This is a genomic window from Jannaschia rubra, from assembly GCF_001403735.1.
Lineage (GTDB): Bacteria > Pseudomonadota > Alphaproteobacteria > Rhodobacterales > Rhodobacteraceae > Jannaschia > Jannaschia rubra.
Genome location: NZ_CXPG01000017.1, coordinates 157,203 through 178,640, shown reverse-complemented (window position 1 = coordinate 178,640; position 21,438 = coordinate 157,203). Strand labels below are relative to the sequence as shown.

Genomic DNA, 21,438 nt, shown 5'->3' with positions numbered 1-21,438 from the left:
GTCCGGCGCGGGTGTGCCTGATCGGCGTGCTGCGACGGGCAGGCTGACGATGGCATCTTCGCTCGAAGGGTCCATGGGTTCCAGTGTCACGTACCGCCCCCTGCTGGACCGCCCATTCATCGTCCTGTTCGAGGAGCGGCGGGCCGACGAGGCGGGGGGTGGCATCGTCATCAGGAAGACGCCCACGCCTCTGGTGCGCCGCCCGGATCTCGCCGTTCGGACGCTCGATCGGAGTCGCGGAGCGCGGCCCGGCACGATGCTCCCTCGGAAAGGTCATGCAGGTCGGGACGTCGTGCCCGGCGTCATCCATGACGTCCGCCAGCTTCGGCACCTCGGGACGAAGCCGATCGGCGACGGCACGCCAACGGGTGCTCGCGGCTTTGGCGGTGTCCTGAGCGAAGGCGGTGGCGATGAAGGCCGGGCAACCCGCCTGCCGCTCTTGCCCGCGTGGGCCGGAACGTTTCGCTGGAAACGGACCCGGCAGCGCTGCCATGTGGCGCACAGCATCTTTGTCGCGGCTGCCTCGATGCCTTTATGGGGTGGAGGAGGGTCAGCCAGACAGCCCGGGGGACTGTTTGCCCGACGGACGAGATCACGAGCTTCACTCCCCGCAAACCGCGCCGCGTCAGCCCGCGCAGAAACTCGGTCCGGACCGGTTCTGCCCCGGATGTCCCTGTTTCCATGCCCAGGACCTCGCGGCGCCCGTTCGTGTCGACGCCTGCGGCGATGATGACGGCGACCCACGCGATCCGTCCGCCGCGGCGAACCTCGAGGCAGGTGGCGTCGATCCAGAGGCAAGGCCGATCACCTTCGACCGGGCGGTCGAGAAACGCCTTCACCTTGCCATCGATCTCGCCGCAGGGCCGTGACGCCTGGCTCTTCGGGGTGCCGCTCATGCCCCCTTTCGGCAGCATGCCGCACACGCGCCTGCCGGGCAGGGCATGGCCTTCGCGAGGTCGTCGACAAAGCGCGTGGGGATGCCCTGATACAGGCTTCCCGGATCACGGCAGTCCGCGCCTTCTCGGCCATCCGGCGCGGCTCGAGAAGGCCGGGGAAGGTGCCGCGGGCACGCCCTTCCAAAGCTTCGGAACGCACAGTCCGACCGTTCCGGACCGAGCCCCCCGGTCCCGGTCGCGATAGCCGTTGCGCCGCGCCTGTCGGGCCGGGTCCTTCCGGTCATAAGCCGCGCCAGTGGCGGCACCGACCTTTCTTTCCGTCACGCGCCTGGCTGCACAGCCGGCCATCTCGCGCAAAAGGTCAGCATCCGGGGCCTTCTCGACAAGGTCGCGCAAGTCCATCGCGTCAACGGCCGTCGGTGGTCTTTCCGGTCCAGGCCGGCGCCAACAACCAGACCCTGCCGGAACATCGCCGGTGACCACCTCAACCAGAACCCACACAACGCGGCGGGACAGGATCGTTCGGCGGCGTCTGACGAAGCCATCCGACCGCTTCGAAACTGTCGTTTGCGCCCCCACCGATGCAATCGGGCGACGGCCTCGCGTTCCCGTCATGCCGCTTCCGGCTTTGCCGTTGCAGCATCGGGACAGACATGCTTTCTGGACGCAACAGAAAACAGACCGATGGGTTCGGATTGCCATGCCTGCGTCCCAGACACTGCGTACAATGATGGTAGACACTCAAATCCGGCCGTCGGATGTGACGAAGTTTCCGATCATCGCGGCCATGCTCGACGTTCCGCGCGAAGCCTTCGTTCCCCCGGCGGCCCGGCCCGTGGCTTACATGGCTGCGCCCGTCAACCTCGCCCCCGGACGTGAGATGATGGAGGCGCGGACACTGGCCAAACTGCTGGACGCGCTAGACATTCAGGTGGAGGACCAGGTTCTCGTCATTGGCGGTGGCATGGGATATTCGGCTGCTGTCCTGTCACGCATGGCCGACTCCGTCGTGATGGTCGAGGAGCACGAAACGCTCGCGGCCGAAGCCGAAGCCGCGCTGGCGGGAATGGATATCGTGAACGCCGTTGTCCTGCAGGGCACGTTGTCGGAAGGCGCTGCCAAGGCCGGGCCCTTCGACGTCATCCTGATTGATGGCGGTGTCGAGCGCCTACCCGCCTCGCTGATCGAACAATTGACCGAGGAGGGTCGGATGGCCGCGATATTCCAAGACGGGGCGTTGGGCGAGGCCCGCATCGGACAGAAGGTCGACGGCCATATGAGCTGGCGCTTCGTCTTCAACGCCACGAGTCCGGTGCTACCGGGCTTTGCGGCCGTGCGGGAGTTTCAGCTGTGAGGGGCGCGTGGCGCGGCATCGCCGCAACCGCGGTGGCCATCGTGATGGCGGCGCCGATCCATGCCGACACGCTGAGCGACGTCCTGATCGCGGCGTATCGGTCCTCCCCGCTCCTGGAACAGCAACGCTATCTGCTGCGCGCCACGGATGAGGACGTCGCCATCGCGGTGTCCGCCCTGCGCCCGGCCGTCAACTTCCAGGCGAACTACTCCAAGACGACCGCGGAAACGCCGTTCATCCCCCGCACCACGTCGACGGGCGGGTCGCTGGCACTGGTCCTCGATTATACGCTGGTGGACGGAGGACAGCGGTATCTGCGGATCGGCGCCGCGAAGGAGTCGGTTCTGGGTGCACGCTTCGGCCTCGTGCAGTTCGAACAGAATGTCCTGCTCGATGCGATCACCGCCTATTTCGACCTGCGGCTCGCCGTGCGCATCGTCGATGTACGCGAGAACAACGTCAGGCTGATCCGGGAACAGTTGCGCGCTGCCGAGGACCGGTTCGAGGTCGGTGAAGTCACCCGGACCGACGTGGCCATCGCGCAATCGCGCCTGTCGTCCTCGCAGTCGGCCCTTGCCGCCGCGCGCGGACAGGTCGACATCGCGCTCGAAGTCTTCCGGTTGACCGTGGGTCGGCTGCCGGTGGGCAACCTGCAGGATCCCCCCGCCTCGCCCCAACTGCCTGCGACGGTCGGAAGCGCGCAGCAGCTGGCGCTCCAGGTTCACCCCCTCATCTCGGCCGGACAACACGAGATCGCCGCCCTGACCCTTCTTGCCGATGCCCGCGCCGCCGATCGCTTGCCCAGCGTGAACCTTCAGGGGTCGGCCGGGCGCACGCGGCCCGAGAATGACAGCCTTCGCGTGGAGCTTCAGGGTCGGGTGCCGCTCTACACCGGCGGTCGTCTTCCCGCGCTGCAACGTCAGGCGATCGCGCGGGCTCAGGGCGCTCGTGCCGACTTGGGACAGACAAGCCGGGCCATCGTCGATGGCGTCGGGCGCGCCTGGGCCGGGCTGGAGGTCGCGCGGGCCCAGATCAGCGCCACGCGCGAAGGCGTCCGGGCATCGCAGCTCGCCTTTGAAGGTTTCCGCGAGGAAGCCCAGCTTGGCGCGCGGACGACACTCGACGTTCTCGATGCCGAACAGGACCTGCTCGATGCGCGGACCGATCAGTTGCAGGCCGAATCCGACGCGCAACTGGCGATCTACAACGTGCTGGCGGCCATGGGTCTTCTGACGACGGAACACCTGGGCCTTTCGGTCGAGCGCTACGATCCCTCCGTCTACTATAACGTGGTGTCGAATGCGCCGCAGGCGACCGGCACGAGGCCTTCGTCCCAGGGCGGACGACTGGACAGCGTGATGCGGCGTTTCGGTCGCAACTGACCGGTTTTCGGATTTCTGCGGGGCAGCCGATGGACGGCTCCCCCCTTCGTAATGCTACCGTCCCGAAGGACGATGCAGGCCGCGCGGGCGGCATAACGGGGACACGGGAATGGCGCAGACACAAGACATCGAGGATGTCCTTTCGTCGATACGGCGGCTGGTGGCGAACGACGGCCCGACGACGCGTGGAACGGCCGATGGACCGGCGCTGGTGCTCGAATCCCAGAACCGCGTGATCGAGTCGGAAGACCCCTTCCAGGCCATTCCCACCCTTGCTCAGCAGGAACGCGACGATCTGGACGCGGAATATTTGTCGGGCTCCGTACCCGATGACATGCCGGACTTCTCCGACATCCTGCGCGATCTGCCGGACGAGATCCTGGACGAACCCTTCGACGACCTGTCGACCGATGCCGTCACCGACACCGAAGCGGCAAGCGACGGCCCGGACGGGACGGTGATCTGGGCAGAGGATGAGTTGCGCGACGTGGGTGCAGATGCCCCGCTGGACTTTACCGCATCGCGGGAACCGGAAAAGGATGATTTCGCCGCCGCCGATTTCGCCGCCGTCTATGCCGAAGATGCGGACTATGAAGAGATGGCGACTGACGCCCCCACGTCGCCATCCGCGGATGTCGAGCCGGAGGAGGTCGACCTTTCCGACTTGGCCACGGTCGATCTGCTGGATCAGGATGCCCTGCGGGACATGATCGCCGAAATCGTGCGGCAGGAACTGTCGGGAGAGCTTGGGGAGCGGATCACCAGAAACGTTCGCAAGCTGGTTCGGCGGGAAATCCGGCTGATGCTCGCGTCGGACGAATTCGACTGAAGACCGGCCTGCAATCCGTTGTCGGTCAAGAAAAAGCCGCGCCGGAGTTCACTTCGGCGCGGCTTTTTCCATTTTCCCGATCGCCTTGATCAGGCGGCTTCGGCAGCCTCGGCTAGTTCGGCGGCCTGGCGCCGTTCACTCTCCTCGCGCGACAGCGCGACCGATGTGCGGACGCCGCGGCTGACAAATTCCATCAGACCAGAGACGACCCGCTCGTTCGGGTCGATGCCCGCGCAGGACAGCACCTCACGCCCATCGCGCGACCTTGCCCAGCGGGCGATCTGCTCGGGACCGTTGCCGAATTTCTTGTCGTCCGAGATGGCGTCGTCGAGCGCGGCGAGCACGACAGCGGCAAAGAGCTTGCGCGCACGCTGCCCCTGCTCGAAATTGAACGCCGTTGCATCGACAAAATTGGTCATTCCGCAATCTCCGTAATACTCTTGCATCTTCCCCGGTGCGTCGACCTAACACCCCGAATGTGATTCGGGCTATGCGTTATTGGAATACCCCACTTGCGTCAGCATCATGCGAGCAGGCGGGGCATGCCGGATAGTTTGGTCCAGACCGGTGTTCCAGCACGAAATGTGGGGGACAACGTCCAAAGATCAAGGTTTCGTCAACATTTTGCCTTCTTTATATGAAAGGCGGCCCTTGCATCTGACTGCATCCTGAGGGCGGAAGCGTTGTGCGGCGCCGTTCGTCTTGCCTGACATGGACCCGCTGGATAAAGACGATCAATCCCAGCCAAAAGCATGAGCCTTCCAGATGCCCAAGATCAACGGCAACGAAATCCGACCCGGCAACGTCCTCGAACACGACGGCCATCTCTGGTCGGCGGTCAAGGTCGATCACGTCAAGCCCGGCAAGGGCGGCGCCTTCGCGCAGGTCGAGATGAAGAACCTCCGCAACGGCTCGAAGCTGAACGAGCGGTTCCGGTCCGCCGACAAGGTCGAGCGGGTGCGGCTGGAGCAGAAGGACCAGCAGTTCCTCTATGAGACGGACGGAAAGCTGGTCTTCATGGATACCGACACCTACGACCAGGTGGAGCTCGACGCCGACATCCTCGGCGAGCGCCGCCCCTTCCTTCAGGACGGGATGATGGTGCTGGTCGAATACTACGAGGACGAAGCGTTGAACGCGACGCTGCCGCAGAAGGTCACCTGCAAGATCGTCGAGACCGAGCCGGTGGTGAAGGGTCAGACGGCGGCCAACAGCTTCAAGCCCGCGCTGCTCGATAACGGCGTGCGCGTCATGGTGCCCCCTTTCGTGGGCCAGGACGAGGACATCATCGTCAATACCGAGACGATGGAATACTCCGAACGGGCCTGACCCGTCAGCCGGCCCCGCGCCGCGCGCCGACCAGCCCCATCGCCAGATCGGCGTAGATGCCTTCCACGGCGGCGCGGTCCAGCCGCCCGCCGTCACGATACCAGGTGTTCACGCCCGTCAGCATCGCGATAAGCGCGACGGACGCCACCTTGGGGTCGGCCAACCGCATCCGACCGGCCGCGACGCCGTCCCGCAGGATGGTCTCGGGGATCGCCTCATAGCATTTCCGCCTGGCTTCGACCGCGGAGAAGTTGTCGGGGTCGAGCGACCGCAGCTCCATGTAAGCAATGAAGACGGCATCCGGCCGGTCGAGGTGGAACCGGATGTGGAAGCGCGCGAAGGCATCCAGCCGTGTTATCGGATCGCCGCCGGGATCTGCCTCCGCCCAGGCCGATAGAAGGTCCTTCAGATGGTCCAGCATCAGGCGGCGCAGCAGGGTCTGCTTGTCGGGCGTGTAGTGATAGAGCGCGCCGGCCCCGATCCCCACCTCGGCGGCGATCTGGCGCATCGACACGGCAGCATAGCCCGAGCGGGCGAACAGCCGCTCGGCCGCAGCATGCACGCGCGGGCCGGTCACACCCGCATCTGATCCGCTTGGTCTCGCCATGGATCCGGATAAACCGAACGGGCGTTCAATTCCAAGCGTCTTGTGACGGGCCGGTCGACCCCCTACCCTGCCCCGCATGATCCGCTTCCTGCCCCTTGTCATACTCGTTGCGGCCTGCGCCGAGCTTCCGCTCGCGGAGCGCACGATCTCATCCGAGGCGCGGGCGCAGCCCTATCCAATGCTCGTTCCGCTTGATCCGCTTCTGGTAGAGGGCGCACGCACCTCCGCAGCCGCGACCGTGGGGGCTCCCCTTCGTGTACGGGGGGCCGCTCTGTCGCGCGCCAGCGTCCCCGCTCCCGTGACAGGCGATCTGGCCGCGCGGTCCATCGCGCTGCGCGACCGGGCCGCCCGGCTGCGGGACGCGCCGATCTGACGGCGTTGCGCCGCCCCGTTCCAGCCGCTAACCCGATCCGAACACCACAGGAGACTTGCGCATGACCACTCCCCTTCGCCTCGGAATCGCGGGGCTCGGCACGGTCGGCGTCGGGGTCGTCCGCATCGTGCAGGATCACGCGGCGATGCTGACCTTGCGGACGGGTCGAGACGTCTCGATCGTGGCCGTCTCGGCGCGCGACCGCGCTCGGGATCGCGGCGTGGACCTGTCGGGCACGGCGTGGGAAGACGACCCCGTGAGGCTCGCCCGGCGGGACGATGTGGACATCTTCGTCGAACTGATGGGCGGATCCGACGGGCCGGCGAAGGCCGCGACCGAAGCGGCGCTCGGCGCGGGCAAGGCCGTCGTGACCGCCAACAAGGCAATGCTGGCGCTGCACGGACAGGCCCTCGCCGAACTGGCCGAGGCCAATGGCGCCCCCCTGCGGTTCGAGGCGGCGGTGGCGGGCGGCATTCCCTGCATCAAGGCGCTGACCGAGGGGCTGGCCGGAAACGCCATCAGCCGCGTGTCGGGAGTGATGAACGGCACCTGCAACTACATCCTCACGCGCATGGAATCCGCCGGCCTACCCTATGCCGACGTCTTCGAGGAAGCGCGGCAGCTCGGCTATCTCGAGGCCGATCCCACGCTGGACGTGGGCGGCATCGATGCCGGGCACAAACTGGCCATCCTGTCCGCCATCGCTTTCGGCACGCAGGTCGATTTCGAGGGCGTACAGCTTCAGGGGATCGAACGGGTCAGCATCGACGACATCCGCCGCGCGCGCGACATGGGATACCGCATCAAGCTGCTGGGCGAGGCGCGGCGCACCGATGCCGGCATCGAACAGTCCATGCGCCCCACCCTCGTTCCCGTCGACAGCCCCCTGGGCCAGCTGGAAGGCGGCACCAACATGGTGGTGATCGAAGGCGACGCGGTGGGCCAGATCGTCCTGCGCGGCGCGGGAGCGGGCGAAGGTCCGACAGCCAGCGCGGTGATGGGCGACGTCTGCGACATCGCGAGGGGCTTCACCCTGCCCCCCTTCGGCCAGCCGGCCGCGACATTGTCCCGCCCCGTCCGCGCCAATGTGGCAACGCAATGCCCGCACTACCTGCGGATGATGCTGCGCGACGAGCCGGGTGCGCTGGCACGGGTGGCGACTGTCCTCGGCAAATCCGGTGTCTCGATCGCGCGGATGCGTCAGTACGACCATACGGGCGACGACGCCCCCGTCCTCATCGTGACGCACCCCTGCGCGCCGGGCGATCTGACCGCCGCAATCGATGGTCTGGCAGCGACCGGGGTCGTCAACGGCGACCCGGTGGCATTGCAGATCCAGACCCCCGCCTGACCCGAGAGAGGATACCCCATGACATATTCCCCCGCCGCCGACCGCTATGACACGATGCCCTATCGCCGCTGCGGGCGTTCGGGCCTGAAGCTGCCGGCGATCTCTCTCGGGCTATGGCACAACTTCGGCGACGACACGCCGCACCGAACCAAGCGCGACATCTGCCGCACCGCCTTCGACCACGGGATCACGCATTTCGATCTGGCCAACAACTACGGCCCCCGGCCCGGCGCCGCCGAAGCCGCCTTCGGCCGGATCCTGCGCGATGATTTCGCCGGCCATCGGGACGAAATGATCCTGTCGTCCAAGGCGGGCTATCTGATGTGGCCCGGTCCCTACGGCGAGATGGGCAGCCGGAAATACCTGATCGCGTCCTGCGACCAGTCGCTGAAACGGCTGGGGGTCGATTACGTCGACATCTTCTACTCCCACCGCTTCGACCCCGACACCCCGCTGGAGGAGACGATGGGCGCGCTGGACCACATCGTCCGGTCGGGCCGCGCGCTCTACGTCGGGATCAGCAGCTACAATTCGCAACGCACTGCCGAGGCGGCGGCGATCCTGCGCGACCTCGGCACGCCCTGCGTGATCCATCAGCCCAGCTACAACATGCTGAACCGCTGGGTCGAACGTGACGGCCTGCTCGACACGCTCGACGCCGAGGGGATCGGGTCGATCGTCTTCACGCCGCTGGCGCAGGGCCTGCTGACCGGAAAATACCTGAAGGGCATCCCCGAAGGCAGCCGCGCGACGCAGGGCAAATCGCTGAACCCCGACTCCGTGACGCCCGAGATGATCGAGGCGCTGAACGGCCTGAACGACATCGCGCAGGCGCGGGGGCAAACGCTGGCGCAGATGGCCATCGCCTGGGTTCTGCGCGGGGGGCGCGTGACCAGCGCCCTGATCGGGGCATCGCGACCCGAACAGGTGGTCGATTGCGTCGGCGCCACGACGAACCTCGACTTCACGGATGACGAACTGACCCGGATCGACGCGCTGTCGGGTGAGAAGGGCCTGAACCTCTGGGCCAAGTCCTCGGAGGAAGTCTGACCCGGATTTTGCCGCCGTTAGCGCCCCCAGCCTTGCCGCCCGGCCCCGCGCGACCTAAGCCGGGCGTGACCCCACCTACAGGATCCGTCCCATGCCCAAGCCCGATTTCAACGACCGCATGTTGTCCCTGGGCCTTGCCCGCGTGTCCGAAGCCGCCGCCCTCGCCTCCGCGCGCCTGATCGGCCGCGGCGACGAGAAGGCCGCCGATCAGGCCGCCGTCAACGCCATGCGCGATCAACTCAACCTGCTCGACATCGCCGGCACCGTGGTCATCGGCGAGGGCGAGCGGGACGAAGCCCCCATGCTCTACATCGGCGAGGAAGTGGGCACCGGCAAGGGACCCGAAGTGGACATCGCGCTCGACCCTCTGGAAGGCACCACGCTGACCGCCAAGGACATGCCCAACGCCCTGACCGTCATCGCCATGGGGCCGCGCGGGTCGATGCTGCACGCCCCCGATGTCTACATGGACAAGCTGGCGGTGGGCCCCGGCTATCGCACCGGCGTCGTGACGATGGACATGTCGCCCGCCGAGCGCGTCAACGCGCTGGCCGCCGCCAAGGGATGTTCGACCGAGGACATCACCGTCTGCGTCCTGGAACGCCCCCGGCATGAGCAGATGATCGAGGACATCCGCAGCACCGGCGCCGCGATCCGCCTGATCACCGACGGAGACGTGGCGGGCATCATCCATTGTGCCGAAGCCGCACAGACCGGCATCGATATGTACATGGGATCGGGCGGCGCGCCGGAGGGCGTTCTGGCCGCCGCCGCCCTGAAATGCATGGGCGGCCAGATGTTCGGTCGCCTGACCTTCCGCAACGACGACGAAAGGGGGCGCGCGAAGAAGGCCGGGATCACCAACCTGGACCGCGTCTATACGCGCGACGACCTCGTGACGCAGGACGTGATCTTCGCTGCGACCGGCGTGACCGACGGGTCGATCCTTGCAGGCATCCGGCGCGAGGTCGGATACCTCACGGCCGAAACGATCCTGATGCGGTCCAAGACGGGGTCGGTCCGCCGGATGATCTATCGCAACCCGACCTGACGTGGGCTGGCTCGGCGTCGTGTCATCGGCCACCGGCCGTCGGTGGGTGGGGCTCGACCCCGAACAGGAACGCCTCGCCGAAGCCATCGCGCAGACTGGACAGCCCGTCGCCCTTTCGCGCCATCTGGCCCGGCGCGGCGTCCTGCCCGAAGACGCGGCGGCGTTCCTTGAGCCCAGGTTGCGGGACCTACTGCCCGACCCGCTGACGCTGCGCGACATGGGCGTGGCCGCGGATCGGCTGCTGGCGGCGGTGGCCGGGCGACAGCGTATCGCTATCTTCGCCGACTACGACGTCGACGGCGGCGCGTCGGCCGCCCTTCTTGTCGTCTGGCTGCGCGAACTCGGGCTGTCGGCCACGACCTATGTTCCCGACCGCATCGACGAGGGTTATGGTCCGAACGCACCGGCCATCCGCAACTTGGCGCGGGACCATGACCTCATCGTGTGCGTCGATTGCGGAACCCTCTCGCACGAGGCGCTCGCGGCGGCGGAAGACTCCGATGTCATCGTCATCGACCACCATCTGGGGGGGGAGACGCTGCCCCCGGCGGTGGCTGTCGTGAATCCGAACCGTCAGGACGAAACCGGGGATCTCGCGCATCTCTGTGCCGCCGCCGTCGTCTTCCTCGTCCTGGTCGAGGCGAACCGGAGGCTCAGGGTGCAAGGCCGAACAGGTCCGGACCTGATGCAGATGCTCGACCTCGTGGCGTTGGCTACCGTGGCCGACGTGGCGCCGCTGATCGGCGTGAACCGTGCCCTCGTGCATCAGGGCCTTCGCGTCCTGCGCGACCGCAATCGTCCGGGCCTGCGCGCGCTGGCCGATGTCGCCCGGATGGACGGGCCGCCGACGCCGTATCACCTGGGATATCTGCTCGGCCCGCGCATCAACGCGGGCGGTCGCATCGGTGCGGCGGATCTGGGGGCCCGTTTGCTATCCAGCGTTGATGAGGCAGAGGCCACCGCCCTGGCCGAACGTCTCGATGTGCTGAACGCCGAACGCCGCGGGATCGAGGCGCGCGTCACGGAACAGGCGCTGGAACAGGCCGAGGCGCGCGGTGGCCCCCTCGCCTGGGCCTGCGGCGAAGGCTGGCATCCCGGCGTGGTCGGGATCGTCGCTTCTCGCCTGAAGGAAGCCTTGAACAAGCCGGCAGTCGTTATCGGCATACGCGACGACGGCCTGGCGCAGGGGTCTGCGCGTTCGGTCGCCGGTGTCGATCTGGGTGTAGCGGTGCAGCGGATCGTGGCGGAAGGATTGCTGGTCAAGGGCGGTGGACACCGAATGGCAGCCGGATTGACCGTTCGGGCCGACGGGATCGAAGCCGCGATGACGCGCCTGGGCGACCTTCTGAAGCGGCAGGGAGCGGGCGCAGAGGGGCCGCGCGACCTGCGGATCGACGCCACGTTGATGCCTGGTGCGGCTACCCGTGACCTGATCGCGCGCCTCGAACAGGCGGGGCCGTTCGGCCAGGGGGCCTCTGCCCCACGCTTCGCCTTCCCCGACCTGAGGGTGGCCCATGCACGCCCCGTCGGCGACGGGCACCTCAAGGTGACGTTCACCGGCGGCGGCCCGTTGCGGCTGGACGCCATCGCATTCCGCGCGTCGACGACAGGGATCGCGGAGGCGATCGACCGCGCGGCAGGCGCCCCGATGCACGTCGCGGGCCGCCTGGACCTCAACCGATGGCAAGGCCGGGAGGACGTACAGTTGAAGCTGGAAGACCTGTCCCTGACCAGCGAAACTCCGTCCGGCTGAGGACGATGTTCCCACTCCGAAATCGCCTGGAATTTCCCCGCTCCACCGCCCAAAAACCGCTTGCAGGGCCCGAACCCCTCGCCTAAACACCCCTCACGCCAGAACGTGGCCCGTTCGTCTATCGGTTAGGACGCCAGGTTTTCAACCTGGAAAGAGGGGTTCGATTCCCCTACGGGCTGCCACTCTCCCTATTTTTCCGTTATTTTACTGGGCTCTACGGCTCCCAGTGTCCCACGATTTTCGGGGTGTGGGACACTCCGGGCTTCTGCGGCCGCCTCGGCGCGCACAAATGCGCGCTCGGCGAGCTTTGCCCGGTCCACCCGCTTGGTGTAAATCGCGGCGGTTTTGGGATCACTGTGAGACAAGTAGGCCATCACCTCGTAAACCGATCCGGACGCCTCTGCGATCTGCTCTGCGCGGCGCTTGCGGATGCCATGCTGCGATCGGGTAGCGCGCATCTTCGGATTCCCGTTCTTTTCCAGGATCGGGTTGCCCTCGTCGTCGAGCGCAGGCTCGCAGAGACCCGCCGCGATGGTCCATTTACGGACCGCGTTGTCGAGCGAGCCCGACGATGCGAATGGCGTGCCCTTTTCGGTCAGAAGGTAGGCGGCGGCATCTGCGGGGAGATTGGCGGCCTCCAGCATGAAATCCCAGGGCAGCGGAAGCTGGACTTCAGACGATCCACGCTTTGATGGTTGAAACCGGATGTAAAGTCGCTCGTTCCGGGTCATCTCGGTGACCGCTTCCCTGACGGCGTGCAGATCGTTTGCGCAGCGCACCAGAGCGGGCGTCTCCTCTTCCAGGTGGATGACTTCGTAGCCACCGCGAACGTGACCCTCGTCCGCCTCCCAGCCGACATGCGTGCCCTCCGAGATTCGGGCGGCAAGCACTTCGATCAAGGCGCCCATCTCGTCGATGAACCCTTCGTCGAAAATTTCAGCCCGCTCCAGCCGGCGAGCGAGGTCGGCGGGAAATGCGCGCTTCGCCGGCGGCCATGCCGGGATGACAGTCTCTCGTAGACCGAAGGCGGCGATCTGCGCATCCGCCAGGGCTGCTGCGACGAGACCGGCGAACAGATCCTTGTTCATCTCGGTCCTCATCGGACGTCTCCCCGATGAGCGAGTTGCCTTCGGACACGGCGCCGCTCGATCGTGAACTGGTAGGAAGACCGCAGCTTCGCGCCACTATCGGTGACCGTGGCGCTCGGATCGGCCAGTGCTTTGCGATCGATCTCGATCTTCATGTATGTCTCCCGTTTCGATGACGGAGTGGCCCTGTGCCACTGCGGATGTCGTCGTCGCCAGGTTCCGGCAGATGAGGAGATCGCCGCCGTCACCGCCGATGGCGCCTGCGACACCCGCGGCTGCCGCGATGCCATCGCGAGCCGGGGCGTCGACGCGGTCATTCCTCCCGGGCGCAACGCCAAGCCGTGAAAGAAGGCCAGCCCCGGGGCGGCAGTCGGGAATGAGGCGCTGCGCACCACCAAGCGCCTCTGCAGGACCATCTGGCGCAACCGAAGCGGCCATCACCGCCGAAGCCGCGCCGAAACGAAACCTCTCGGGATCATGCTTCGCATGACCCTGCCGGTCAGCGGATAGACTGCATGACGCTGCCCGGCCAGAAGCCTGCCGCCGTTCGGCATCGGTCTCGGACCCATGGCGGCTCGATGCCTCACCTTCGATCGCCATACCGCCGAACTCCAGGTCCGCCTCGCCCTCCCGAACCGCTTGACCGCCCTCGGCACCCCGTCACAAGACCCGCCGCCCGAGCCGATCGGGGAAAGCGGAAGCTCAGCCTTCATCGCGTTCCGTGCAGCAGAGCCCGGAGGAGCCTTCAACGTGTGTGAATGCTAGAAGGCTGGCGGCAGAATAGAGCTGCCCAATGCTTCCTGAGGCGAACGAAAAACGGCCGACCCTCTTGGGCCGACCGTCTTGACTACCTTGGGTTTCACCGCGCGGAATGAGTCACCGCAGGACCGCCCTTGATATTGAAATGGCCAACGCGAAGGTCAGCCGGCAAAAATGCCGTCCGCGGCGAAGTCGGCCTCCATCTGCTCCAGCTCGGCGCCCTCGATAGATCCGGACCCGTCGCGGTCGTAGATCACGAGGAACCCTTGGGTGTATTCGTCCTGCGCGACGAGACCGTCGGAATTGAGGTCCCAATCGGTATACGTCGTCGAGCCATAGCCGAGGGTGCCCCAATGGACGTTGGCATCGGCGAATGCGGCGTCGAACTCGGCTTCGGACAATTGGCCATCGCCGTCCGTGTCATAGGCCGCGAGGCTGACGATGCCGTCGGCGTCGAACAGGTCGCGAAACTCCGCGCCGGTCAGCATGCCGTCGCCGTCGACGTCATGGGCGCGGATCGCGATCTGCGCGGCGGCCGGACCGGCAAGCATGAATGCCAAAGCGGATGCGGTGAAGAACTTGGTGGCTTTCATCGTAAAAGGCTCCTTGGTGTCTTGCAGGTTCGCGGAACGGCACGCCCGTTCCGCCTCTGGCCCGACAACACATGCCCCTCGCGCCAGGTTCCGAGCAGCCTTCCATCGCGTGGCGAAACACGGCACAACACCGACGCACATGTCGGAGGGATCAGATGTCGCCGCTCAAGCTCAAGAAAGGCTCCAGCAGCCATTCCGCCTACAACCTGCGCCCGAACTTTTCGGATGTGCAGGAGCGGCACACCCTCGCCATCCTGGTCGACAACGAGGCAGGTGTCCTGGCGCGGGTAATTGGGCTGTTTTCCGGCCGCGGCTACAACATCGAAAGCCTCACCGTGGCCGAGGTGGACCATCAGGGCCATCAGTCGCGCATCACCGTCGTCACCGTGGGCACCCCGCAGGTGATCGAGCAGATCAAGGCGCAACTGGGACGCATCGTTCCAGTGCACGAGGTGCACGATCTGACGGTCGAAGGCGCTGCGGTCGAACGCGAACTGGCGCTGTTCAAGGTCGCGGGCACCGGGGACAAGCGCATCGAAGCGCTCCGTCTGGCCGAGATCTTCCGGGCGAACGTGGTGGACAGCACCCTCGACAGCTTCGTGTTCGAGATCACGGGGGATTCGCGGAAGATCGACGCCTTCGCCGATCTGATGCGTCCCATCGGCCTGGTCGAGATGGCCCGCACCGGCATCGCGGCCCTGTCGCGCGGCAACGCCTGACGCATCGGGTCCGCTGCATCCGGAGGTTCCAACCGGTTCCGCCGAACTCCGGCTGTCATCTTGCCGAGGCCTCGATCGCGCGATCGTCTTGGTACGTTGCCTTGCGCAGCCGACGTGCTTTAAGCCCGGATAAGACGTGCTGGATGGGCCGGTCTCGGTCCCCCCGCGAGCGGTGCGGAGACGGACGCCCTCCCCAAACCAATCATTTTCGGCAAGCCTAATATCGTATGTCTCCTCCCGACCAACCACGGTGCGGTTCGATACATGCGATCCGGTTCCGTCATATCAAAGTCCGCCCCGAGAAAGGACCATCAGGCGATCCGGGATTTTGGTCATCGGCGGCACGGACATCCCGGAACGGGCACCCGCGATTGGGTGGCCGCGAACATCAATCCGTCAGGCTATGAGAACGAGCGAAAAACCGTCAGCGACAGCGCATCGACCGGGACCGTCCAACGCACCCTGATACCTAGGATGCAAACCGCGCGAGTAGGGCCTTTTCCACGGGGGGCGTGACGAATGCGGAGACGTCGCCGCCGAGGCGCGCGATCTCCTTCACCAGCTTGGACGCGATGGCCTGATGCTTGGCTTCCGCCATCATGAAGACCGTCTCGATCTTGTCGTTGAGGATACGGTTCATTCCGACCATCTGATACTCGTACTCGAAATCGGCGACGGCGCGCAGGCCACGCACGATCATCTGCGCGCCAACGTCGCTGGCGCAATCGATCAGCAGATTCTCGAAGGGGTGGGCAATGATCTCTGTACCCGTCCGTTCCGACCAGAAGGCGCATTCCGCCTCGACCATGGCGACCCGCTCTTCCAGCGAGAACAGCGGCCCCTTGTCCCGGTTGATGGCCACTCCGATCACCAGCCGGTCGACCAGCGTGCAGGCCCGCTTGATGATGTCGATATGGCCCTTCGTGATCGGGTCGAAAGTGCCGGGATAGAGCGCGGTGCGCATGGGGCCGTCTCCGCAGGGCTGTCACGCCACGCTTGCACGGCGTCGCACGGGGTTCAAGCAGGCACCCGGTCTGAACCCGGCAGACTGTCGCCTCAGCTGTAGCCGGAGACCATCGCCGTCAGGGCGTCCTTCTCCATCGACACTTCGCTCAGCCGTGCCTTTACCACGTCGCCCAGCGATACGAGCCCGATCAGGGTGTCGTTCTCGACGACCGGCATGTGACGGAAACGGCCTTCGGTCATGCGGCTCAGGATGTTTTGGGCATCGTCGCCGGGGACGCAGGTCTGCAGGTCGCGCGTCATCAGATCGCCGACCGTACGCTCCATCACGGCCGCGCCTTCGCGACCCAGTTCGCGCACGATGTCACGCTCCGACAGGATGCCCTCCGCATGGGTGCCGTCGGTCGAGACCACCAATGCACCGATACGCCGGGCCCCCAGTTCGCCCACGGCGTCGGCGATCGAAGTCCCCGGGTTGATGGTCAGCACGCCTTGCGTGGACTTCATGGACAGGATCTGGCTGACGAACATGACGGGCCTCCCTCGGTCGATGCGATAGGATCGAGCGTCGCTCTGACGCATCGTCAAGTCAAGCATCGTCGGATGCAGGACATTTTCGTCACGGCAGGACAGGCGGGCTGACGGGGCCCCCCAGAACCGCGACCGGATAGTTGAGGCAGTTCAGCTGCGCCGCCGCAGCCGTCCGGGCCCGCAAGTCCGCCCAGCCGCGGGCGGTGGTCGGACGTGGCCAGTCGTAGACGCTTTCGACATAGCCCAGGTGGGTATTCGGGATGGGCGACCCGCGCGAGACGAACTGGCGCTGCTCCTCCCTCGACTGGCCGGCCTGGCGCCCGTCGACCACGGCGCCCGCCAGCGCGACGAGATGCCCGCAGGTCACGACGCGGGTCGGGTCCGGATCGGGCGGCGGAAAGACGACGGCGCATCCGGCGAGACCGGGCAGCAGCATCAGGAGGAGGAACATGCGAACCATGTCACCCTTCTGCCGGCCAAAGGTTGAGGCTTCGTCAACGCGCAGCCCCTGTTCGCCCGGCATCGTCCGGTCTATGACCAATCCGAAAGCAGGGAGAGGTCAGATGCAGCAGATTGGACATTGGATCGACGGTGCGACCGTCGCCGGCAACGGTCGCACGGCCGACGTCTACAACCCCGCCACGGGCGAGGTTCAGGCGCAGGTGGCCCTTGCCGACAAGGACGTTCTGGATCGCGCGGTCGAGATCGCCGCGGCGGCGCAGCCCGCTTGGGCCGCGACCAACCCCCAGAGGCGCGCGCGCGTCCTGATGCGCTTCGTGGGCCTTCTGAACCGCGACATGGACAAGCTGGCCGAAGCGCTGAGCCGCGAGCACGGCAAGACCTTGCCCGATGCGGCGGGCGACGTTCAGCGCGGGCTGGAGGTGGTGGAATACTGCATCGGCGCGCCCGAACTGCTGAAGGGTGACTTCACTGATTCGGCCGGGCCCGGCATCGACATCTACTCCATGCGCCAGCCGCTGGGCGTCACCGCCGGGATCACGCCGTTCAACTTCCCTGCCATGATCCCGATGTGGATGTTCGCCCCGGCGCTGGCCTGCGGCAATGCCTTCATCCTGAAGCCCTCGGAGCGGGACCCTTCGGTGCCGATGATGCTGGCCGAACTGCTGGAGGAGGCAGGTCTTCCCAAAGGCATCCTGCAGGTCGTCAACGGTGACAAGGCGGCGGTCGACGCGATCCTGGACCATGACGGCATCGCCTCCGTCGGTTTCGTCGGCTCGACGCCCATCGCCGCCTACATCTACGAGCGCGCCGCGGCGAACGGCAAGCGGGCGCAATGCTTCGGGGGCGCCAAGAACCACATGATCGTCATGCCCGACGCCGACATGGATCAGGCCGCCGACGCCCTTATCGGGGCCGGTTACGGTGCCGCCGGCGAACGCTGCATGGCGATTTCGGTCGCCGTGCCCGTGGGCGAGGAAACCGCCGACCGGCTGATCGAAAAGCTCGTCCCCCGGATCGAGGCACTGAAGGTCGGCCCCTACACCGCAGGCGACGACGTGGATTTCGGCCCCGTGGTAACGGCGGCGGCCAAGGAGAACATCCTGCGCCTGGTCCAGTCGGGCATCGACGAGGGAGCCGAACTTGTGGTCGACGGCCGGGACTTCGGGCTGCAGGGATACGAGGACGGTTTCTTCGTCGGCCCCCACCTGTTCGACCGGGTGACGAAGGACATGGAGATCTACCGCAAGGAGATCTTCGGCCCTGTGCTGTCCTGTGTCCGCGCCGCCACCTATGAGGAGGCGCTGGCGCTCGCCATGGACCACGAATACGGCAACGGCACCGCCATTTTCACGCGCGACGGAGACGCCGCCCGTGACTTCGCCAAGCGGGTGAACGTGGGCATGGTGGGCGTCAACGTGCCCATCCCGGTGCCGCTGGCCTACCACACCTTCGGCGGCTGGAAGAAATCCATGTTCGGCGACCTGAACCAGCACGGCCCCGACGCCTTCCGCTTCTACACCCGCACCAAGACCGTCACCGCCCGCTGGCCGTCAGGCATCAAGGAAGGCGGCGAATTCTCGATTCCTGTCATGGAGTAAACAATGCGCGGGGCCGTTACGTTGACCGCGGTGCGGCGGCCTGATCTTCTTGCCCGGACGCTGGAGGACTTCGACCGTCACCTGCGGCCGGGCTGGCCCGACGGTCCGGTCTTCGTGAACGTCGATCCCGCTATGGGGACCGAGGCGGATCAAGCCCAAGCCGTCGAGGTGATCCGCCGGCACTTCCCCAATGCGGAGGTGTTCGAGCCGGAGGCGCCGGGTTTCGGCGCCGCCGTGACCCGACTGTGGTCGCGCGTGCCTGATGGCCCCGTGCTGCACCTGGAGGACGACTGGCGCTGCCTCGCGCCGATCGACCTGGAGATCGCGGCTGACTGGCTCGATCACAGGGTGCGAATGGTGTCGTTCGTCAGCGTTCATCATGGTCGGAAAGGTGAAAGGGATTTCAGCGAAAAGCGGACACGGGTCAGCGGCCTACGGCGGCTCTGGGCGGCACCAAGGATCGAGCCCCTGTTCAACACCGGCCCGGCCTTGGCCGATGGCGTCTTCCTGCGCGAACTGGCGTCCCGGATGGACCCGGCACTCGACCCCGAGAAGCAGATGCGGCGCCCTGCAAATCCCACCCTCAATGATTGGCTCGGCGCGTATCGTTGTCGTTTTCTGAAGGCGCCGGATGGCGGCGCCCTCATTCACGATACCGGGCGCGACTGGCGTGATGAGCAGGGCATCATCAAGGTGGTGGAAGTCGACCGATCGTCGTGGACGAAGAAGTAATGCTGCAACAGCTAAATTGCGCGAGCCCGGGCGGCCCCTGCGTGCAGATGACCAAGGACCCCTCCATGACCAACCCCCGAACCGCCCTCCTCGTCGGCTCTCACCCGATGCCCGGGCAAACCTTCGTGAATCGGCACATCGAACGGCTCTTTGGCGGGAACACCTGCATCATCTCGACGGACGCATCGAGCGGTGAGAACCCTTACGACAAGGCGATCTTCGACATCGGCGCGACACGGCCGCGCGGCCTGCCTCTGCTGCTGTCGTTGCCGGAGAGGCTTCGGAACCTGCGCGTCTACGGCACCAGTCACGTGCCTTTCGGAACCGGCGAAGCTGCGTTGCGGCGCTTCCTTCTGGATGAAAAAGTCGAAATGGTCCTGTCGGAAATGGGCAGCCGGATGGCCAAAGTCGTTCCTGCGGCCAAGGCTTTGGGCATCCCCTGTTTCTCCTACTTCCGCGGCAGGGACGCCACTGAAGAACTGGCAAAGCCGCGCCGCCTGCGCGGCTACCGGACCCTGATCCCGCAGCTCACCGGCGTCATCGCCGTCAGCCAGTTTCTCGTCGACCAGCTTGCTGCCAAGGACCTGACGCACCCCGACACCCACGTCATTCCTTCCGGCGTCGACACGCGACGCTTCCGGCCGGGCGAAAAAGTGCCGGGGTCCTGCGTCGCCATCGGGCGCATGGTCGAGAAGAAGGCGCCGCTGACGACGCTGCGCGCCTTCGCCGCCGCCGCGACCGACCTGCCCGACGCCCGCCTTCGCTTCATCGGCGACGGCCCCCTGCTGGAGCGCACGCGAGCAGAAGCCCGGCGGCTCGGCATCGCGGACCGCGTCTCGTTCGACGGCGCGCAGCCCCATAGGGTCGTGCGCGAGGCGCTGGCGACGTCGCAGGTCTTCCTGCAGCATTCCGTGGTCGGCCCGTCGGGTGACGCCGAGGGCCTTCCGACCGCGATACAGGAGGCCCTCGCCTCCGGCTGCATCGTCGTCTCCACCCGCCATGCCGGCATTCCCGAAGCGGTGGACCACGGCGTCAACGGCTGGCTCGGCGCGGAACACGATCTGGAGGAGTTCACCGCGCTGATCGGACGGGCGTTGACCGCCGATCCGCAGGAGATGATGGACGCGGCCCGGCAGACGGCAGAGACGCGGTTCGACAATGCGGCGCTCCTGTCGCGTCTGGAGGACGTCCTCCGCGCCGGTTTGGGGTGGGCGGTTTTTCGCCCATCAAAGGCGCGCTTTCGCGATTGTGAACGGCCGGCCCCTTTCTGCATTGAAGTTCGGACGGTATCTGCCCTTCCAGAGAGAAGGAGCAGCCATGACCCGTTCGACCCGCCGTTCGCTGATGCTCGGTGCCGCTGCGGCACTTGCGACGCCCACCATCCTGCGCGCGCAGACCTATACGGCCGAACAGTTCGGCGGCGTGACCGGACCGACCGAGACGCGGCGCAATACCTCGAGCTTCAAGATGATCGACTGGCGCGATCACTTCGACACGCTGGGCGCGGCCACCATCATCGCCGACACCACGTCACGGGCGCTGCACTACTGGGATTCGACGGGCACGGACTATCGCCTCTATCCTACTTCCGTCCCCATGTCGGAGGAGCTGACGCGCCGCGGCTATTCGCAGATCGTCCGCAAGAAGGTCGGGCCCAGCTGGACACCCACTGCCGACATGCGTCGCCGCAACCCCGAACTGCCCATCACGATCGAGGGTGGCGTGGCGGATAATCCGCTCGGCACGCACGCGATGTATCTGGACTGGCCGGCCTATCTCATCCACGGCACGCATGACACGCGCAAGATCGGGCGGCGGTCGTCCTCGGGCTGCATCGGGCTCTATAACGACAAGATCGCGGAGTTGTTCGAGATCACGCCTATCGGGACGCAGGTTCGCCTGATCTGACGGGCGCCATGGCCCGCCCGCCCGACGCCGCCCTTTTCGGGGCGGCGTTTTCGTTTGCCCCGAAAGGTCATCCCGGCCATAATTGAACAAGCGTTCGATTGCCGGCTGGG

21 protein-coding genes, 1 tRNA gene and 3 pseudogenes are annotated in these 21,438 nt (G+C 66.2%); 16 read left to right on the top strand and 9 right to left on the bottom strand.

Annotated elements, in window-relative coordinates; translation table 11 throughout:
• Positions 1-1,298, bottom strand: a pseudogene (locus JAN5088_RS18295) (IS256 family transposase); the annotation flags it as partial.
• 298 nt (positions 1,299-1,596) lie between these two features.
• Between JAN5088_RS18295 and JAN5088_RS09360 the strand changes: the two are divergent.
• The 3 genes from JAN5088_RS09360 to JAN5088_RS09350 all read left to right on the top strand — a co-directional run bounded on the left by JAN5088_RS09360 (position 1,597) and on the right by JAN5088_RS09350 (position 4,461).
• Complete coding sequence (locus tag JAN5088_RS09360; RefSeq protein ID WP_055682566.1) at positions 1,597-2,250, top strand: protein-L-isoaspartate O-methyltransferase family protein; 654 nt, start codon at positions 1,597-1,599, stop codon at positions 2,248-2,250.
• A complete protein-coding gene (locus JAN5088_RS09355) occupies positions 2,247-3,632 on the top strand; it encodes a TolC family outer membrane protein (RefSeq protein WP_055682565.1) in 1,386 nt (461 codons plus the stop codon). The genes JAN5088_RS09360 and JAN5088_RS09355 overlap by 4 nt, the downstream gene beginning before the upstream one ends.
• Before the next feature lie 109 nt (positions 3,633-3,741).
• Positions 3,742-4,461, top strand: a complete 720-nt coding sequence (locus JAN5088_RS09350; protein ID WP_055682564.1) for a hypothetical protein — start codon at positions 3,742-3,744, stop codon at positions 4,459-4,461.
• An 89-nt stretch (positions 4,462-4,550) separates the two neighbouring features.
• Here JAN5088_RS09350 and JAN5088_RS09345 read toward each other — a convergent pair whose 3' ends face one another.
• Entirely contained in the window at positions 4,551-4,880 is a 330-nt protein-coding gene (locus JAN5088_RS09345) for a DUF6280 family protein (RefSeq protein ID WP_055085756.1), read from the bottom strand.
• A 346-nt stretch (positions 4,881-5,226) separates the two neighbouring features.
• On the opposite strand from JAN5088_RS09345, the gene efp reads away from it, so the two are divergent.
• Positions 5,227-5,790: an elongation factor P gene (gene efp, locus JAN5088_RS09340; RefSeq protein ID WP_055682563.1), complete on the top strand. Its 564-nt coding sequence runs from the start codon at positions 5,227-5,229 to the stop codon at positions 5,788-5,790.
• 4 nt (positions 5,791-5,794) lie between these two features.
• Here efp and JAN5088_RS09335 read toward each other — a convergent pair whose 3' ends face one another.
• Complete coding sequence (locus JAN5088_RS09335; RefSeq protein ID WP_055682562.1) at positions 5,795-6,397, bottom strand: TetR/AcrR family transcriptional regulator; 603 nt, start codon at positions 6,395-6,397, stop codon at positions 5,795-5,797.
• Between the two features lie 76 nt (positions 6,398-6,473).
• Here JAN5088_RS09335 and JAN5088_RS09330 point away from each other — a divergent pair, with 76 nt between their 5' ends.
• From JAN5088_RS09330 to JAN5088_RS09305, 6 genes are all read left to right on the top strand, one after another.
• Positions 6,474-6,770, top strand: a complete 297-nt coding sequence (locus tag JAN5088_RS09330; protein ID WP_055682561.1) for a hypothetical protein — start codon at positions 6,474-6,476, stop codon at positions 6,768-6,770.
• 61 nt (positions 6,771-6,831) lie between these two features.
• The gene (locus tag JAN5088_RS09325; protein ID WP_055682560.1) at positions 6,832-8,121 is read left to right on the top strand and encodes a homoserine dehydrogenase; all 1,290 of its coding nucleotides are present in this window, start codon (positions 6,832-6,834) and stop codon (positions 8,119-8,121) included.
• A gap of 18 nt (positions 8,122-8,139) precedes the next feature.
• On the top strand, positions 8,140-9,171 hold the full coding sequence (gene mgrA / locus JAN5088_RS09320; protein WP_055682559.1) for an L-glyceraldehyde 3-phosphate reductase: 1,032 nt from the start codon (positions 8,140-8,142) through the stop codon (positions 9,169-9,171).
• 91 nt (positions 9,172-9,262) lie between these two features.
• Complete coding sequence (gene glpX / locus JAN5088_RS09315) at positions 9,263-10,222, top strand: class II fructose-bisphosphatase (RefSeq protein ID WP_055682558.1); 960 nt, start codon at positions 9,263-9,265, stop codon at positions 10,220-10,222.
• A 1-nt stretch (position 10,223) separates the two neighbouring features.
• Positions 10,224-11,975, top strand: coding sequence for a single-stranded-DNA-specific exonuclease RecJ (gene recJ / locus JAN5088_RS09310; protein ID WP_055682557.1), 1,752 nt, complete (start codon positions 10,224-10,226; stop codon positions 11,973-11,975).
• A gap of 107 nt (positions 11,976-12,082) precedes the next feature.
• Positions 12,083-12,157 (top strand) — tRNA-Glu (locus tag JAN5088_RS09305).
• 6 nt (positions 12,158-12,163) lie between these two features.
• Here JAN5088_RS09305 and JAN5088_RS09300 read toward each other — a convergent pair.
• Both JAN5088_RS09300 and JAN5088_RS18900 read right to left on the bottom strand, forming a co-directional pair.
• Entirely contained in the window at positions 12,164-13,063 is a 900-nt protein-coding gene (locus tag JAN5088_RS09300) for a site-specific integrase (RefSeq protein ID WP_055682556.1), read from the bottom strand.
• An 8-nt stretch (positions 13,064-13,071) separates the two neighbouring features.
• Positions 13,072-13,218, bottom strand: coding sequence for a hypothetical protein (locus tag JAN5088_RS18900; protein ID WP_158448477.1), 147 nt, complete (start codon positions 13,216-13,218; stop codon positions 13,072-13,074).
• 58 nt (positions 13,219-13,276) lie between these two features.
• On the opposite strand from JAN5088_RS18900, the pseudogene JAN5088_RS19255 reads away from it, so the two are divergent.
• Positions 13,277-13,528 (top strand): annotated as a pseudogene (locus tag JAN5088_RS19255) (IS5/IS1182 family transposase); the annotation flags it as partial.
• A 455-nt stretch (positions 13,529-13,983) separates the two neighbouring features.
• Here the strand turns inward: JAN5088_RS19255 and JAN5088_RS09290 are convergent.
• Positions 13,984-14,415, bottom strand: coding sequence for an EF-hand domain-containing protein (locus tag JAN5088_RS09290; RefSeq protein WP_055682554.1), 432 nt, complete (start codon positions 14,413-14,415; stop codon positions 13,984-13,986).
• Positions 14,416-14,570: 155 nt separating this feature from the next.
• Between JAN5088_RS09290 and ilvN the strand changes: the two genes are divergently transcribed.
• Positions 14,571-15,134, top strand: a complete 564-nt coding sequence (ilvN, locus tag JAN5088_RS09285; protein ID WP_055682553.1) for an acetolactate synthase small subunit — start codon at positions 14,571-14,573, stop codon at positions 15,132-15,134.
• A gap of 469 nt (positions 15,135-15,603) precedes the next feature.
• Here the strand turns inward: ilvN and coaD are convergent, their stop codons facing one another.
• The 3 genes from coaD to JAN5088_RS09270 form a co-directional block, all read right to left on the bottom strand.
• Positions 15,604-16,098, bottom strand: a complete 495-nt coding sequence (gene coaD, locus JAN5088_RS09280) for a pantetheine-phosphate adenylyltransferase (protein ID WP_055682552.1) — start codon at positions 16,096-16,098, stop codon at positions 15,604-15,606.
• A gap of 92 nt (positions 16,099-16,190) precedes the next feature.
• Complete coding sequence (locus tag JAN5088_RS09275; protein WP_055682551.1) at positions 16,191-16,628, bottom strand: CBS domain-containing protein; 438 nt, start codon at positions 16,626-16,628, stop codon at positions 16,191-16,193.
• An 88-nt stretch (positions 16,629-16,716) separates the two neighbouring features.
• Positions 16,717-17,088: a hypothetical protein gene (locus tag JAN5088_RS09270; RefSeq protein WP_143114947.1), complete on the bottom strand. Its 372-nt coding sequence runs from the start codon at positions 17,086-17,088 to the stop codon at positions 16,717-16,719.
• A gap of 103 nt (positions 17,089-17,191) precedes the next feature.
• Between JAN5088_RS09270 and JAN5088_RS09265 the strand changes: the two genes are divergently transcribed.
• The 4 genes and pseudogenes from JAN5088_RS09265 to JAN5088_RS09250 all read left to right on the top strand — a co-directional run bounded on the left by JAN5088_RS09265 (position 17,192) and on the right by JAN5088_RS09250 (position 21,328).
• Positions 17,192-18,688, top strand: coding sequence for a CoA-acylating methylmalonate-semialdehyde dehydrogenase (locus JAN5088_RS09265; protein WP_055682549.1), 1,497 nt, complete (start codon positions 17,192-17,194; stop codon positions 18,686-18,688).
• A 21-nt stretch (positions 18,689-18,709) separates the two neighbouring features.
• The gene (locus JAN5088_RS09260; protein WP_143114950.1) at positions 18,710-19,420 is read left to right on the top strand and encodes a hypothetical protein; all 711 of its coding nucleotides are present in this window, start codon (positions 18,710-18,712) and stop codon (positions 19,418-19,420) included.
• Positions 19,420-20,544 (top strand): annotated as a pseudogene (locus JAN5088_RS18290) (glycosyltransferase); the annotation flags it as partial. The gene JAN5088_RS09260 and the pseudogene JAN5088_RS18290, both read left to right, overlap by 1 nt.
• A 193-nt stretch (positions 20,545-20,737) precedes the next feature.
• Positions 20,738-21,328: a L,D-transpeptidase gene (locus tag JAN5088_RS09250; protein WP_055682546.1), complete on the top strand. Its 591-nt coding sequence runs from the start codon at positions 20,738-20,740 to the stop codon at positions 21,326-21,328.
• Positions 21,329-21,438: the final 110 nt, after the last annotated feature.